The sequence below is a fragment of the Salinactinospora qingdaonensis genome, from assembly GCF_039539445.1.
Lineage (GTDB): Bacteria > Actinomycetota > Actinomycetes > Streptosporangiales > Streptosporangiaceae > Salinactinospora > Salinactinospora qingdaonensis.
Genome location: NZ_BAABDD010000042.1, coordinates 1 through 14,610 on the forward strand (window position 1 = coordinate 1; position 14,610 = coordinate 14,610).

General features: G+C 69.0%; 12 protein-coding genes and 1 pseudogene. 6 read left to right on the top strand and 7 right to left on the bottom strand.

Translation table 11 applies throughout. From position 1 onward, the window contains the following. The first annotated feature begins 262 nt into the window (after positions 1–262). Complete coding sequence (locus ABD848_RS23145) at positions 263–835, top strand: thioredoxin family protein (protein ID WP_344976653.1); 573 nt, start codon at positions 263–265, stop codon at positions 833–835. A 61-nt stretch (positions 836–896) separates the two neighbouring features. On the opposite strand, the gene ABD848_RS23150 is transcribed toward ABD848_RS23145, so the two are convergent. The 3 genes and pseudogenes from ABD848_RS23150 to ABD848_RS23160 form a co-directional block, all read right to left on the bottom strand. Then, on the bottom strand, positions 897–1,178 hold the full coding sequence (locus tag ABD848_RS23150) for a hypothetical protein (RefSeq protein WP_344976656.1): 282 nt from the start codon (positions 1,176–1,178) through the stop codon (positions 897–899). Between the two features lie 127 nt (positions 1,179–1,305). Continuing rightward, a pseudogene (locus ABD848_RS25145) lies at positions 1,306–1,548 on the bottom strand (winged helix-turn-helix transcriptional regulator); the annotation flags it as partial. Between the two features lie 561 nt (positions 1,549–2,109). Then, positions 2,110–3,324, bottom strand: coding sequence for a cytochrome P450 (locus tag ABD848_RS23160; RefSeq protein ID WP_344976663.1), 1,215 nt, complete (start codon positions 3,322–3,324; stop codon positions 2,110–2,112). A gap of 567 nt (positions 3,325–3,891) precedes the next feature. Between ABD848_RS23160 and crtI the strand changes: the two genes are divergently transcribed. From crtI to ABD848_RS23175, 3 genes are all read left to right on the top strand, one after another. Continuing rightward, positions 3,892–5,379, top strand: coding sequence for a phytoene desaturase family protein (crtI, locus tag ABD848_RS23165; protein ID WP_425567674.1), 1,488 nt, complete (start codon positions 3,892–3,894; stop codon positions 5,377–5,379). Then, the gene (locus ABD848_RS23170; RefSeq protein ID WP_344976669.1) at positions 5,379–6,341 is read left to right on the top strand and encodes a phytoene/squalene synthase family protein; all 963 of its coding nucleotides are present in this window, start codon (positions 5,379–5,381) and stop codon (positions 6,339–6,341) included. The genes crtI and ABD848_RS23170 overlap by 1 nt, the downstream gene beginning before the upstream one ends. A 66-nt stretch (positions 6,342–6,407) precedes the next feature. Continuing rightward, the gene (locus ABD848_RS23175; protein WP_344976671.1) at positions 6,408–7,430 is read left to right on the top strand and encodes a DUF5914 domain-containing protein; all 1,023 of its coding nucleotides are present in this window, start codon (positions 6,408–6,410) and stop codon (positions 7,428–7,430) included. 20 nt (positions 7,431–7,450) lie between these two features. On the opposite strand, the gene ABD848_RS23180 is transcribed toward ABD848_RS23175, so the two are convergent. Together ABD848_RS23180 and ABD848_RS23185 are read right to left on the bottom strand one after the other, a co-directional pair. Next, the gene (locus ABD848_RS23180) at positions 7,451–8,983 is read right to left on the bottom strand and encodes an FAD-dependent oxidoreductase (RefSeq protein ID WP_425567670.1); all 1,533 of its coding nucleotides are present in this window, start codon (positions 8,981–8,983) and stop codon (positions 7,451–7,453) included. 276 nt (positions 8,984–9,259) lie between these two features. Next, positions 9,260–10,567, bottom strand: a complete 1,308-nt coding sequence (locus tag ABD848_RS23185; RefSeq protein WP_344976674.1) for a tetratricopeptide repeat protein — start codon at positions 10,565–10,567, stop codon at positions 9,260–9,262. A 342-nt stretch (positions 10,568–10,909) separates the two neighbouring features. Here ABD848_RS23185 and ABD848_RS23190 point away from each other — a divergent pair, with 342 nt between their 5' ends. Next, a complete protein-coding gene (locus ABD848_RS23190) occupies positions 10,910–12,115 on the top strand; it encodes a lycopene cyclase family protein (RefSeq protein WP_344976677.1) in 1,206 nt (401 codons plus the stop codon). Positions 12,116–12,353: 238 nt separating this feature from the next. Here the strand turns inward: ABD848_RS23190 and ABD848_RS23195 are convergent, their stop codons facing one another. Beyond that, entirely contained in the window at positions 12,354–12,560 is a 207-nt protein-coding gene (locus ABD848_RS23195) for a hypothetical protein (protein WP_344976680.1), read from the bottom strand. Positions 12,561–12,908: 348 nt separating this feature from the next. On the opposite strand from ABD848_RS23195, the gene ABD848_RS23200 reads away from it, so the two are divergent. Then, the gene (locus tag ABD848_RS23200; RefSeq protein ID WP_344976683.1) at positions 12,909–13,292 is read left to right on the top strand and encodes an STAS domain-containing protein; all 384 of its coding nucleotides are present in this window, start codon (positions 12,909–12,911) and stop codon (positions 13,290–13,292) included. 128 nt (positions 13,293–13,420) lie between these two features. On the opposite strand, the gene ABD848_RS23205 is transcribed toward ABD848_RS23200, so the two are convergent. Further along, on the bottom strand, positions 13,421–14,515 hold the full coding sequence (locus ABD848_RS23205; protein WP_344976685.1) for a Zn-dependent alcohol dehydrogenase: 1,095 nt from the start codon (positions 14,513–14,515) through the stop codon (positions 13,421–13,423). Positions 14,516–14,610 lie beyond the last annotated feature (95 nt).

Consider the following 14,610-nt stretch of genomic DNA (forward strand, 5'->3'; position numbering starts at 1 on the left):
GCCAGCGCATCTGCGCCCTCAACGCCGCGATCTGGCACAACTGGCTCATCGACGCCCCCGTCAAACGCTCCCTGACCGCCTACGACCACTGACCAGCAACAACCATTCCCCATCAACGATCTAGGTGCTGTTTCTCCAACGGCTGGGGACCGTGACGGGGCTCGTCGGCTCCTACCTCGATCGCTTCGTGAACTCGATAGTGTGCGGGGCCGGCGGTGGGTAGCAGCGGCACGGCCACGCGCGCGTATGCGATACTGCCACTATGGCAGTTGGTTCGTTCATGGTCGCGCTTGGTACGCCCGCTCCCGACTTCGCGCTGCCCTCAGTCGAGGGCAAGACGGTGGCGCTGCACGACTTCGCCGACGCTTCGGCGTTGCTGGTGATCTTCCTGTCCAACCACTGTCCCTACGTGCGCAGGATCGAGCACGGTATCGGTGCGCTCACCTCGCGCTACCAACAGCGGGGCGTGGCAACCGTGGGCATTTGCAGTAACGACGTCAGCACCCACCCCGATGATGCTGCCACGCATCTGGCCGAGCAGGCCGAGCGCGCCGGTTTCACCTTCCCCTACCTGGTCGACGAGAGCCAGGAGGTCGCCCGGGCCTACCGCGCCGCCTGCACGCCGGACTTCTTCCTCTACGACGGGCAACGCCGGTTGGCCTACCGGGGCGAGTTCGACGCCGCTCGGCCCGGCAACGACCACCCCGTCGACGGCGCGAGTATGCAGGCCGCTCTTGAGGCGGTGCTGGCGGGTGAGCCGGTGCCTGAGCCCCACACCCCCAGCTTGGGCTGTGGCATCAAGTGGAAGCCCGGCAACGCGCCTGACGAGCGGTGAACCACCGCCCTAGGCGCCGGCGCCTGTCGGCTGCCCCCGCGAGGGGGCGACGGAGCTGAGGTCAGCGGGGGCGCACGGTGAAGATCTCGACGAAACGTGCGAGCAGCTCCCGGTTTCCGACCAGGGTGCCCTCACCGTTGTCGACCGCCTCGCCGGGGCGCAGTTCCCCGGAGAGCAGCGCGTGTAGCCGCGGGCCGGCCTCGATGTGCAGATCGGCATCGGCGAGTCGACCCCGGCCGGTAGCCAATCGCGCGTTGTCGACGCGGGTGTGGATGACACTGCCGTCGACGTGGAGCTCGTAGCCCAGGTGCACCCCGCGTGCCGCCTCGGAGCGAAAGGCCATGCGCAGGGCCGTGCTCGTCGAGTCGGGGGTGACGATTTCCTCGGGGGCGTGGCTCGCTCGGCGAACGTGCGTCCCACCGGCCAAGGGTGAGCACAATGTCCTCCAGTTCGTCTCCATAGCCGGTGAGTTCGTAGACCACCGCCGAGGCCGGTCGGGGCCGTACTCGGCGCTGCACGATCCCGCTGTGTTCGAGTTCCTTGAGTCGTGCCGAGAGGACGCTGGTGGGGATTCGCGGCAGGCCGTGGCGCAGGTCGGTGAAGCGTTTGGGGCCTACTGCCAGGTCACGGATAACGAGTAGGGTCCAGCGTTCTCCCACGAGTTCGAGGGCGCGCGCGAGTCCACAGAACTGTCCGTAGGACCGGCTGGTCATAATGCTGATTCTAGATTATGTTCCCCGCTTGCCTTGGTGGAGTTAGGTGCGGCAAAAATCCGTCTCCGTGGCTGCGGTGGTGCTCACCGCGCAGTGCTGCTTCGTCGAGCGGTAGCACTGCGGCAGAGACCACATAAGCCCTGGTCGTGCCCTCGTGGTGTGGCTGGTTGCCGGAGGTCCTGCCGTCGTGGTCCCGACGTGGTGGTGCTTTGGCCATGCGTGGCGGCGCCGACCTCATCGCGCTGGATAATTTTTGATTTCTCCGGCGGTCGCACGTCGGTGTGGCCGCTGATCATGAGGTGATCTTCCCTCATTTAGTAAAGAGTAAGAATTGCGCGAGAAAATGTATCTATGAGGGGGTGGCTGTTTGTTAATAATTGTTTTGGAGGGGGTGAAAAAAGGTGATGTCTCCGCGAATGTGGGAAGGTGTGCGTGGCTTATAGTCGGCCGGTGTGTTCCCGACCGGCAGCACTGCTGAGGTTGCCTCATCGCTCTCGCCTCCCCACGGCCCCGGCGGGGGTCCCGCGCTGTGGCGCGGGACCCCACAGTGTTCACCTTGGCTCAGTTCGTGGTGAAGCGTACCGGCAGTTCGGCGGGGCCACGGGTGAAGACCCCCTGCTCGGCGGGGACGAAGCCCTCGGCCAGTTCTAGGTTCGGTAGGGCATCCAACAGTTGGTTCGTCCCCACCTCCACCTCGGCCTTGGACAGCAGCGCTCCAACGCAGAAGTGGCGACCGAGGGAGAAGGCGAGGTGGTTGGCAGCAGCCGAGAACGCCCGATCGATCAGCACATCCTCGCGGAAGATGTTAAAGCGGTCGGGCTCGGCATACTTTCGGTCATCCCGATTGGCGGCACCGATGAGGCAGGTGAGGGTCGACCCCGCCGGAACCACCCCGCCGCTGAGCTCCACGTCCTCAGCGGGTTGCCGCATGATCATGTGCACCGGGGGCGAGTAGCGCAACGTCTCCACGAACGCCGCGGAAATCAGGCTGCGGTCCTCCCGCACAGCAGCCATCTGCTCAGGGTGGGTGAGCAGGTTGGTGAACAGGCTCGCCATCGCCTTGTCCGTCGTCTCGCCGCCGGCCGCCAGCAGCAGGCTGCAAAACGCCTTGATTTCCTCGTCGCTCATCTGGGTTCCGTCGATCTCGGCGGAGCACAGCGTCGACAGCAGATCGTCGCCCAGGTTCTCGCGGCGCTCGCGGATGATCGGGATCAGATAGTCGGCCAGCTCCTCGCGGGTGCGCAGTCCCGCAGCGGCCACGTCGGGGTCTTGGCTGAGGTTGCCCAAGAACCCGATGATCGCGGTGTACCAGTCATGGAACTTGTCGTGATCGTCCTTGCTCAACCCCAGCATGTCGACGATCACGTTGATAGGAAATCTGGTTGCGAAGTCTGCGACCAGATCGGCCTGGCCCGCCCCTTGGAACCGCTCGATCAGTTCGCGCGCGTTGCGCTCGATGACCGGCAGAAACTTCTCTTGCAACTCGTCGCCCCGGAAGGCCGGCGCCACCAGTGCCCGGTGGGTGGCGTGCTCGCGCCCGCTCATTTGCACGATGGTCCGGCCATGGACCGGCTCCAGTTGCCATTCGTAGTTTTCGGTAGTGAAGACCGGATTGCGGAAGGCCGTATGCACATCCTCGTAGCGCGAAACGATGTAACTCTGGGTTGGCTCATGCCAGAGGAGTGGAAATTCGTCCCGCATGATTCGGTAGGCGGGGTAAGGATCTTCTGCGAACTCGGCGGAAAGTATGTCCGGCGCTTCTCGGGTTGAGGACATCGGGCTCCTTTAGAGGTTCACCTTCGATTTTCCCGGAATACTAACTAAAGGCACAAAAGCGTTCAAGAGCTTAAAATTGCCTATCGAGGCATCGTGAAGCGCGCTATCTCGCTGTGCACCGACTGCCCTTGCCGGCGAACAGTCACATTTGTGCCGGTCAGTCGACATCGCGGGATTGTCCGGAGACGCTGCGGACAGGGAGAGGGATCGAGGCGCCCCACCCCCGTGGGAAACATGGTGTGGAATAAACCACTTCGTACCGTAATCTCCCTGTTGCTAACCGCGCCGCTTATCCCGTCTCCGACAACAACCGGACATGCCGCGCGCCGAACATGGTCCCTTCTCCCTCGATCGGGCATGCTTAGCCAGTGTCAGGACCGTCCCCGGCCACATCCCGAAGAGACGTCCACAGCCCACCGGCACTACGGCGCCATGGCCGTACTGTGCGCACCGCCAGCCACCAGCCCCGCTGCCTTTGCCCGTCGCCGGCCACTCCGTTCGGCCCCTCACCGCGCCCAACCGCACTTGGGAGGATGTGTGCGAACCGTTCCCGCCCCAGCCGATCACATCGTCGTCGTGGGGGCTGGGTTGGCTGGGCTGTCGGCAGCCCTCCACCTGCTCGGCGCCGGCCGTCAGGTCACCATCGTCGAACGCGACGATCACCCCGGGGGCCGCGCGGGCCGCTTGGACCTCGACGGCTTCCACATCGACACCGGGCCCACGGTGCTGACCATGCCCGAGCTCCTCGACGAGACCTTCGCGTCGGTGGGCGAGTCCCTCGCCGACCGGCTCGACCTCGTTCCGCTGCACCCCGCCTACCGCGCCGCCTTCGCGGACGGTTCCACCATCGACGTCCATACCGACCCCACCGCCATGGTCGAGGAGGTGCGCCGCGTCGCCGGCGACCGCGACGCCAACGGCTATCTGCGGCTGCGCGCCTGGCTGCGCCGGCTCTACCAGGCCCAACTGCGACGCTTCATCGACGTCAACTTCGACTCCCCACTCACCCTGATCTCGCCCGAACTGGCCCGGCTCGCCGCACTTGGCGGCTTCGGCCGTCTGGCGCCCACCATCGCCGGTTTCCTCTCCGACGAGCGCCTCCAACGCATCTTCAGCTTCCAGTCGCTCTACGCCGGCGTCTCCCCCCAACGGGCCCTCGCCGCCTACGCGGTCATCGCCTACATGGACACCGTCGCCGGGGTCTACTTTCCCCGCGGCGGTATGCGAGCGCTGGGCACAGCCCTGGCCGGCGCCGCCGCCGACGCCGGCGCGCGGCTGCGCTACGGCAGCACCGTCTCCCGCCTGGAACGCCGCAGCGACCGCATCACCGCCGTACTCACCGCCGAGGGCGAACGCATCCCCTGCGACGCCGTCATCCTCACCATGGACCTGCCTATGGCCTACCGGCTGCTGGGCCGCGCACCGCTGCGGCCGGTGCCGCTGCGTTTCTCCCCCTCAGCAGTGGTGCTGCACGCCGGAACCAGTCGAACCTGGCCTGAGCTGAGCCACCACACGATCTCCTTCGGCCACGCCTGGCACGCCACCTTTGACGAGATCATCAACCAAGGCCGCGTCATGAGCGACCCCTCGCTGCTCATCTCCCGGCCCACCGCCACCGACCCTGCGCTGGCGCCCGACGGGGCCCATCTCCACTACGTCCTGGCTCCCTGCCCCAACCTGCGCGCGGCCCCTATCGACTGGCGCCAGACCGCGCCACGCTACCGCGACGAGCTCATCCAGACGCTGCAACAGCGTGGGCTGGCCGGCTTCGCCAACGCCATCCTCACCGAGCACCTCGTCACCCCCGCCGACTGGTCTCGGCAGGGCCACGCCTTCGGTACCCCCTTCGCCACCGCCCACACGTTCGCCCAAACCGGCCCCTTCCGCCCCCGCAACATGGTCGCTGGCCTGCGCAACGCCGTCCTCGCCGGGTGCGGGACGACCCCCGGGGTCGGCCTGCCCACCGTCGTCATCTCCGGCAAACTCGCCGCTGCCCGTGTCACGGGAGCCTCCCGCACCGCGCGCCGCCCCACCGTGATCTCCGGGAGCCACTGATGCGAACCGAACTGGACCTGGCCGGCATCGACACTCCCGAACTGCGCGCGGCCTACCAGCACTGCCGCGCGCTGCACGCCCGCTATGGGCGCACCTACTACCTGGCCACCCGGATCTTGCCGCCCTGGCGCCGGCCCGCGATCCACGCCCTCTACGGTTTCGCCCGCTGGGTCGATGACGTCGTCGACGAAAACGGCGCCGCCGGCCGGTCCCCGGCCACCGTCCTCGCCGCTCTCGACGCCGAACTGCGCAGCGCTCTCGCCGGCGACCCCCCACCTCCCGCCGGTCGGCCCCCGCGCCCGGTGATCCGCGCCGTCGCCGACACCGCCGCCCGCTACCACATCGACTCCGCGTACTTCTCGGCATTCATGGCCGCCATGCGCATGGACCTCACCCACACCAGCTACGCCACCCTGAACGAGCTACGCCGCTACATGTACGGCTCAGCCGCCGTCATCGGGCTGCAAGTGCTGCCCGTGCTCGGCACGGTCACCCCACGCGAGCGGGCGGCACCCCACGCCGCCGCCCTGGGGGAGGCGTTCCAACTCACGAACTTCCTGCGCGACGTGGCCGAAGACCTCGACCGTGGCCGCGTCTACCTGCCCCAGGACATCCTGGCCACCCACGGCGTCGACCGCGCCTTGCTGCTGCAATGTCGCCGGCAGGGCCGCAACCACCCGCACGTACGCGCCGCGCTCGCCGACCTGGTGGCCCTCACCCGCGACATCTACGCTCAAGCCCGCCCCGGGATCGCGATGCTCTCGCCGGTCTCCCGCCCCTGCGTCGCCACCGCCTACACCCTCTATCAGGGCATCCTCGACGAGATCGAGCGAGCCGACTATGACGTATGGCGCTGCCGCCACGCGGTGCCCACCCGGCGCAGGCTGCGCGTCGCGCTGCCCGCCCTGGGCCGCGCCGTGGCGGCGCGCGTCTCCACACGCTGGACTTCAGCGCCGAGCTAGGCCACGGCCCTCCGCCGCCACGGCCGAGCTCGACTACCGCCCGCCAGGATCGACCATGCGAAAAGGATGACCACCGTGCCACCTCACGACATCGCCCCCCGGCGCCTGCCGCTGCGGCGGATACCCACCACCTCGTGGTCGAGCCAGGAGCCGACGTGGCGCGACGCCTCGCCCGCCGTCATCGCCGCGGCCCTGAAACGCGCCCTCGCCCGCCCTTCGGGGAACTGGTATGTTCTCGCTGCCGCCGACGAGATCTGCTCCGAGCGCCCGTTCGGTCGCGTGGTCGCCGGCACCGAGGTGGTGGCCTGGCGAACCCCCGACGGCGCTCTCCACGCCGGCCCTGGGGCCTGCCCCCACCTGGGCGCTCCGCTGTGCCGCGGCGCCGTTGCCGAGGGGCGGGTGGTGTGCCGCTGGCACGGTCTCGCCCTAGGGCCTGCCGGGTTCGCCGGCTGGCAGCCCTACCCCACCCACGACGATGGCGCCCTGGCCTGGGTGCGCTTGGACGACGCCGGAGGTGAAGAGCCACTGCCCGCCCCCGTGCTGGCGCAACGCCCCGATCCCGCGCGCGCCATCACCGCGGTCGAGAGCATGGCCGGACGCTGCGAGCCCGAGGATGTCGTCGCCAACCGGCTCGACCCCTGGCACGGCTCGTGGTTCCACCCCTACTCGTTCGTCGGGCTACGCGTCACCACGACCCCCCACGAGCCCGCCCCCACCGCCGAGAGCGACCGATTCGACGTCGAGGTGGCTTTCAAGGTCGCCGGACGGTTCGGCGTGCCGGTGCGCGCCGTGTTCACCTGTCCCGAGCCCCGCACTGTCGTCATGCGCATCACCGAGGGCGAAGGGGTGGGCAGCGTGGTTGAGACCCACGCCACCCCCCTCGGCGTCGACACCCACGGCGTGCCCCGCACCGCCGTCATCGAAGCCAGTATCGCCGCCTCCGACCGCCCCGGCTTCGCCGTCGCCCGGCGCGCCGCACGCGCCGTACGGCCACTGATGCGCCTGGCCGCCCGCCGGCTATGGCGCGACGACCTCGCCTATGCCGAACGGCGCTACACCCTGCGCGCCTCGGGACGCTGGCCCGGCTGAGCCGCCGCCGACACCTGGGCTCACGGCGCCAGCAGTCGCGCCAAGCCCCGCGCCGCCGCGACCCGCCCCCGATTGGGCACGCTCCACAGCTCGTGCCCGGCCACGCCAAACCCCGCCAGTAGCGCGTTGGCCGCGAGGAAGCCACTGGTGGCCGCGCGTTCCATCAACGCCACGGGCAGATCGACCCGCACGTGGTCGCCGGCCACCACCACCGCCGGATCGGGGGTGGTCACCGTCAACCGTTCGTCGAAGGAGCCGGGCGGGAACAAGGGACAGTCCGCGCGCATCTCGTAGCGCTCATCGAGTACGCGCGCCTGCGCGGTCTCGGGGTAGACCTCCCGGAGCTGAGCCAGCAGCCGCTCGTGCTCCACCCGCGCCCGACAGCTTCCCGGGAGCGCGTAGGCGTGCAGCTCCACCACCGAGCCGCCGCTACGCCGCGCCCACGCCCCTGCCTCGTCCTCGTAGCGCTCCAGCACGCTGATGTTGTCCAACGTCGGATAGCCCGCCGTTGCCAGAAAGGCCGGCCGCCGCGCTGCGACCGGCCGGTCCAGCCATAGCCGCGACACCAGAAACGGTGGCGCGCACCGCAGCGCGTCCGCCTTGGCGCGCCACGCTGGCGTGGCCAGCTTTGGCGAGGCTGCCGCCAGCTCGCGCAGCCCTTGCGGGTCGGTGGCCACGACCACCGCGTCGACATCCTCACCGCCGTCGGCGCACTCCACGGTGAAGCGCCGCCGTGCACCCGGCGCGATCGCGTGCACCGGCGTCGCCGTGCGTAGCTGTGCGCCCAGCCCCCTCATGTACGCGCCCAGGGGGTGCCACAGCGCTTGGGGAAACGGCGCGGTGGGCACATCGAAGACGAGCCCTTCGCTGGAGCCCAGGAAGTAGATGTGAAACATCGTGGCCAACTCCGCCGCCGACAGGTGCCGCGGGTCGGCGAAGAAGCTCCGGGAGAACACCTCGAAGGCCAGATGGCGAGCGCTCGCCGGGAACCGCACCCGCTCCAGGAACTCCGCAGCGTCGACACGGTCGAGCCGCCGGTAGACGTCGGGCACCGCCACGTCGAGTAACTGCAACGCCGCCACCACGTTGACGTCGGCCAGTTCCCGCGTGGGAAAGCTCGGGCTTCTCGCGGCGAGTACGGCCGCGTTCCACGGCGGCGCCAAGGGCAGGCCGGTGAATCCGTCCGCCAGGCCGTCGCGGTGCACCAGCGGGTAGTCCGCCAGCGCCGTGAGCGCTTCCAGGGCGGGAAAGGCTCGGCGCAGCAGCGCCCGCAGGTTGTAGTACTGCCGGAAAAAAGCGTGGAAGCCGCGGCTCATAGTGACCGGAGTGCCGTCGTTCAGCGTGGTGGGCCAGCCCGCCAGGCGCCCGCCCAGGGCGGCTTCGCGCTCTAGAAGCACGGTGTCGACGCCGCGCTCGGCTAGTGCGGTGGCGGCGGTCACCCCGGCGATGCCCCCGCCGATCACCGCCACCCGCGGCGCCGGTTCGCTGGCCACCGCCGAGCCTGGCGGCGCGGGCAGCCAGGCAGCCAGCCGATCTCGTCCAGGACGGCCCACGGTGCTCCCTCGGTTGGTCGATGTCGATCCCCTGCTCCAGCCTGGGGCTGGCCCACTCCACGGTCGCCGCCCGGCCCTGCCGCGGCAGCCGCTGTGGTGTCAAATCCCAGGTGAGGCGGTCATACCACAGCATGGGGAGCTGAGTCGCGCCACATCCCGGACTGGCCTCCTGCACGCAACCAGCCTGGCCCTCGCAGGCCCTCGGCGAGGCCGAATCCGAAGCCCGCGACGCAGCCGTGATCGCCGACACGGCCCGGCGACAGCACCAACGCCTCGCTAAGCCAAGGGGTCCTCGGCGCCGTCGAAGAGGCTGGCACTGTGCGCTGCCCGGTCGGCCCCCGCAGTGTCGCCGCTTTCGGCCAACAGCGTCGCGTGCCACTCCATGCAGTCGCGGGCCAGCGGCCGTACGCTGGGCAGGAACGTGTTCGGTCCCAAACCGTTCACCGTGGCCGCCATCCAACCGGCCAGGTCGAGCGCCAACGCGCGCGATCCGCTGGCCTCGCTCGCTTGCGAGCAGCGCAGCAGCATCCGGGCCCACGGCGGGCCGAACTCCGCCAACTGGTGTCGCTGCTGCGACGCGTGGAGCTGTGCGGCGGTCGCGTAGAGGGTGTTTGCCTCCAGCCCCAGGCGCAGTCCCGCGCGCGGCGCCGTGTCGACGATCTGTTCGGCCAGCTCAGCCAGTCCCGTGGCCATAGTTGGCGCTACCTGAGGATCGCAGCGGTGCACCGAGGTGAGGATGGTGCCGTCGGTGGCCGGCGCCACCAGCCTGTCACGCAGGTGGGTATCGCCGGCCTGCTCCAGCGCCTCCCGCAAGGTGGGGGACTGTCGGATCTGTTCGACGCTGGGCGGCGGCGAAGCCGGCGGCGGCAGTTGCGCGGTGAACTCGGCTGCGCTCTTGGCCGATTCCGGGCGGCCATGAGCCGTGTGCACCACCTCGGCGACATGAGCGGCTGCGGTGAAGGTCGTCGTGTGCAGCGCCCGCAGCGATAGATCCCCGTTGATGCGGGCCGCCTCCCGCAGGTAGATACGCAGCGCCTCTTCGGCTGAAGCCACTGCCACGTCGGGGTCGCCGCAGGTGGCCGAGATAACCGCGTTGTGGGCCAAAACTCTGGCCACATCCAGCGCGAGCGGGTCCTCAGCCGCTCCCGTGAAACGGTCCATGTAGGACATCACCGACCGCTGCGCATCCACCAGAGCCGAGGCCAGGTAGCCGGCAAAGCTGTGGGCCCGTGCCCGCCGGAGCTGGACGTCGGCGAGGCGGGAGGCCAACAGCTCCTCGCTATCGGGCGTCAACGCCGCCCACGCCCGGTAGGAGCGTTCTGCTTCCTCCAACGCCGAAACCGCTTTTCGAGGCGAGCCGGCCTCCAGCAACACCTGGCCGAGTGTGTAGAGAGTGCTGCCCAACTGCTGGGGATGGTCGCGCTCGCGCGGCTGTGCCTGGGCCAGTTTGCGGACGATGCTGGCCGCCTCTTGGTAACGGGTCACCGCTGTCGCGAGGTCGTCGGAGGATCTGGCGGTCGCGCCCTGATCCAGGAGCTTCCCCGCCCGGCGCCGGTCCCACCCGCCGGCCACTCTCCACCCCATGGCCTCTTTCCTTCCCGTCGGGAATCCCTAGTGCAGCACGCCCCACGAGTAACGACAAAACCGTCGGTTGACAGCACGAGGGAACCGGATTCGGCCTCAGCCCCCGAGCTCACCAGTGCCTCCATGGCGCCCTCGCCCCGCGAGGAGGGCCCCGGCGGCGGGGCCACATCCGGCCATCACCGCCGCCCCTGGGGCGTGGCCTTGCACACACCGAGCGTGGACCTGTCGGCTCCGCGCTCCCTCCGCCCCGACAGCGCCGCCCAGCGGCCCGTTGCGCAGGCATCGTCAGTACTCGCCCCAGCGCACAGAGATTGGCAGGCTGGGGGAGTGCATGAAACGGACGTGGCGATTGTCGGAGCTGGAGCCGCCGGACTGTCGCTGGCCTATCGGCTGACCGCGGTGCGCACCCCCAGCGGCGGGCGCGTGCGCGTGCTGTTGCTGGAGCCGCCCGAGGGGCCGGAGCGCCCGCCCGCCCGCACCTGGTGCTTCTGGGAACCCGAAAGCGGCGAGTGGGACACCGCCCTTGGCGCGCGTTGGCGGCGGCTGTCGCTCATCGGCGCCGACGGCGCCCACCACGACAGCGCCATCGCCCCGCTCGTCTACAAGATGCTCCGCTCGACCGACCACGCCGATTTCGTACGGTCGCGCCTGGAAGGGGAGGTCGAGCAGGTCACCGCCACTGTCACCGAGATCGAGGACGGCGTTGATCGCGCTGTGGTCCGCGCCCGCGACCCCGCCGGTGGCCAATGTGCCTTCACCGCCCACTGGGTCTACGACTCCCGGCCGCCGGGTGCGGTGCCCGGCGCGCCCGAGGCCGCCACCGTGCTCCAGCACTTTCGGGGGTGGTTCCTCCGCACCGCCGCCGACGCCTTCGATCCGAGCACGCCGACGCTGATGGACTTCCGCACCCCCCAGCCGCGTAGTGGCGTGAGCTTTGGCTACGTGCTTCCCTTCGACGCACGGGCCGCTTTGGTGGAGTACACCGAGTTCACCCGTGAGGTCCTCGACGACGCCGGATACGAGGCCGCCTTAGGGCACTACACCCGCGATGTGCTGGGGATCGAGGGGGTGGAGATCACCGGCGTGGAGCAGGGGGTGATCCCCATGACCGATGCCCGGTTCCCCACCCGTGTCGGGCGTCGGGTTTTTCGTATCGGCGCCGGTGGCGGAGCGACCAGACCCGCCACCGGCTACACCTTCGCCGGCATCCAGCGCCAGACGGCCGCTGTGGCGCGTGCTTTGGCCGCCGGCTCTGCTGTTCCCGTCCCGCCCATCCCCCACCGGCAGCGTCACCTCGCGATGGATGGCGTGCTGCTGCGTGCGTTGACGGCTGGCCGTATCGAGGGGGCCGACTTTTTCACGCGGCTGTTCCAGCGCAACGCCACACGTCAGGTGCTGCGGTTCCTCGACGGAACAAGCTCGCTGGCCACGGAGGTGCGGATCGGGGTCACCACACCGGTGGCGGCAATGGCGGCCACAACGGCCGAACGAGCGTGGTGGGCGCTGCGCGGCCGGCGTGCGGCCCCGGTGGCCCCGCCCCGCACCTGAGCCGCCAGCGGCCCCGTTGGGGCAGTGGAGGTGGTGGGGCACAGCGATGGTAGAGCTACTGGTGCCTGCTTTTCGCGGCCCGGACGGTGGGCCGGCCCTCAGCGCTGGGGCACGGGTCTTGGCTGTGCCGGTGAACCGCGTGAGCACCCGAGAGGCCGCAGCGCGGCTCGGCGGGGGAAGACCCCTGGGTGTCCTCACCGGCGCCAGTGAGGACACCCAGGGGAGACCCCGCGGGCAGCTACGGGGTCACCGAACGCGCTTGGAAGATCTCGATCCGCGTATCGTCGTCAGCGGTCTGTCCGGTGGCCTCGAAATCCACCGACGTCTCGCCACGTTTGAACCGGTACTTGCCGCGAGGGTCAGCCACTTCGGCGAACGTATCGTTGAGGTCGCGTACGGCGTCGAAGGCCGGGTCGTCGGGGACGACCAGTTTGATGCGCTTCATGCCAGGCTGGAGAACCGACACCATCCACCTCTACACGTAGGGAGAGCCCTGTCTTAAGGGCAGCACCTTCCAATGTAGGAGGAAAGAAGGCTCTCTCGCCTGAGAGCTCCTGCGCGTGCCACTACAGCGTGCTTCCGCTTTCAGCTTATAACTGTACTATTTCGGACAAGTTGTCATAAAGGTGTCATTTGGTGTTATGTGAGAATAGTCCGATTAGTGTAACTAGCCGGATTCCGCTGTCGGATCCGAGGATTTTCGGCGATGACCCCATAGAATCCGTGTCGTATCGCTACCATGCCTCCTACGGGGGGAGCGTAGGGCCGAGGAATCGAGTGATGGAGGCGCGTCATGGCCGAATCGGAGTACTTTCCGTGCGAGCAGGCCGTGGTCGTAGCCGTACGAGGGGAAATCGACCTCGTCAACGCCGAGGATATGCGCTTAACCCTGCTCCGGGCAGCCGCAACACCCGGGTGCACCTGCGTCGTCGTCGACCTCTCCCGTGTCCAGTTCTTCGACGCCAGCGCTGTCCGCGCCCTCATGTCGGCCTACCGGCTGCTCACCGAACGCCGCAGGCACATGGTGCTGGCCGAACCCTCCGCCCAGGCGGCCCGAACGCTCAACGCCTTGCGCTTGGAACGCACCTTCGACATCTACCCCATCGTGGAGGCCGCGTTGGCCCACACCGGTCGCGCCCTCGGTAATGGTCCCGGCACCCTGGGGTCTCGCCGTTAGCCCCCGCCCACAACCGCTCACCGGCCCCATCGGGGCCACAGATCGGTGAGGCGCAGCGGGCGTGTGGCGCTGTCGTCGCCTCCTGCGGCTGACGACAGCGCCACACCGCCACACCCGCTGCGTCGAGATCAGGTAAAGCGGATGAGGGACCGAACGCCCTGCCCCTCACGCATCCGCTCGAAGGCCGCAGGTACCTCGTCGAGAGCGATCTCGTGCGTGACCAGGGCATCCAGATCGACCGCCCCTGTACGCACATGCTGGGCGAGCATGGGGATGTCGCGGTCGGGGTCGCATGAACCGTACATACACCCTCGCAGCGTGCGCGCCATGTGGAAGATCTCCAGCGCGCTCAGCGTCACCATGTCATCGCCGGCCCCGGCGCCCACGACAGTCGTTGTCCCCCCGCGGCGGGTCATTGACCACGACTGGCGGATGGTCTTCGCCGACCCCACCACCTCGAAAGCGTGGTCGACGCCCCGCCCTTCGGTGAGTCTGCGGATCTCCTTGCTCAGGTTGTCAGAGGCCGTCAGGAAGTGTGTGGCCCCCAGGCGGCGCGCCAGCGCCTCCTTCTCCGCGGCGATGTCGACGGCGATGATCGGCGCTGCGCCGGCCAGCCGGGCCCCCTGCAACGTCGCCAACCCCACCCCGCCAAGGCCGAGGACTGCCACCGATTCGCCCGTGCCGACCTGTGCGGAGTTACGTACCGCGCCCACCCCGGTCAGCAAGGCACAACCCAACAGCGCGGCGGTATGGGCTTCGAGCCCCTCAGGCAGGGGAACCACGGCGTTGGCGCCCACAATCGTCTCTTCGGCGAAGGCCCCCGTGCCCAACGAGGGGAAGACGGTGGACCCATCCTCAGTCAGCGTGGCGTAACCACGCTGGGAAGGCTCAAGCGCGCGCGTGCACAGGTAGGGCTCGCCGTGCTCGCAAAACCAGCACTCCCGGCAGGCGGGAGCCCAGTTGAACACGACCTGCGTGCCGACGGTGACCTTGTCGACCCCGGGACCGGTCGCCACTACCCGCCCCACCCCCTCGTGACCGAGGACAGCGGGCACCGGCTGGGCCAGCTTCCCCGCGGCCAGCGACAGATCGGAGTGGCACACCCCCGCGGCGTCGAGGCGCACCCGGACCTGGCCTGGGCCAGGCTCGGGAAGGGTGATCTCCGCGATGCGGGGGGTGCTTCCCGTCTCCGGCAGTACGGCGGCTTTGACGGTCATGCTCATCGCTGTCTCCTCGGCACGGTCCGACGTCGTTGCCGCCGACATTACAGTACCGACCAGTCGGTTTATGTGAGGGGTTTGGCCGTGCCGCAGCTCCC

Bases quoted from the DNA above. Each gene is read 5' to 3' on its own strand.
- ABD848_RS23145 (WP_344976653.1), top strand. From the start codon at position 263: ATGGCAGTTGGTTCGTTCATGGTCGCGCTTGGTACGCCCGCTCCCGAC.
- ABD848_RS23150 (WP_344976656.1), bottom strand. From the start codon at position 1,178: ATGGCCTTTCGCTCCGAGGCGGCACGCGGGGTGCACCTGGGCTACGAG.
- ABD848_RS23160 (WP_344976663.1), bottom strand. From the start codon at position 3,324: ATGTCCTCAACCCGAGAAGCGCCGGACATACTTTCCGCCGAGTTCGCA.
- ABD848_RS23170 (WP_344976669.1), top strand. From the start codon at position 5,379: ATGCGAACCGAACTGGACCTGGCCGGCATCGACACTCCCGAACTGCGC.
- ABD848_RS23175 (WP_344976671.1), top strand. From the start codon at position 6,408: ATGACCACCGTGCCACCTCACGACATCGCCCCCCGGCGCCTGCCGCTG.
- ABD848_RS23185 (WP_344976674.1), bottom strand. From the start codon at position 10,567: ATGGGGTGGAGAGTGGCCGGCGGGTGGGACCGGCGCCGGGCGGGGAAG.
- ABD848_RS23195 (WP_344976680.1), bottom strand. From the start codon at position 12,560: ATGAAGCGCATCAAACTGGTCGTCCCCGACGACCCGGCCTTCGACGCC.
- ABD848_RS23200 (WP_344976683.1), top strand. From the start codon at position 12,909: ATGGCCGAATCGGAGTACTTTCCGTGCGAGCAGGCCGTGGTCGTAGCC.
- ABD848_RS23205 (WP_344976685.1), bottom strand. From the start codon at position 14,515: ATGAGCATGACCGTCAAAGCCGCCGTACTGCCGGAGACGGGAAGCACC.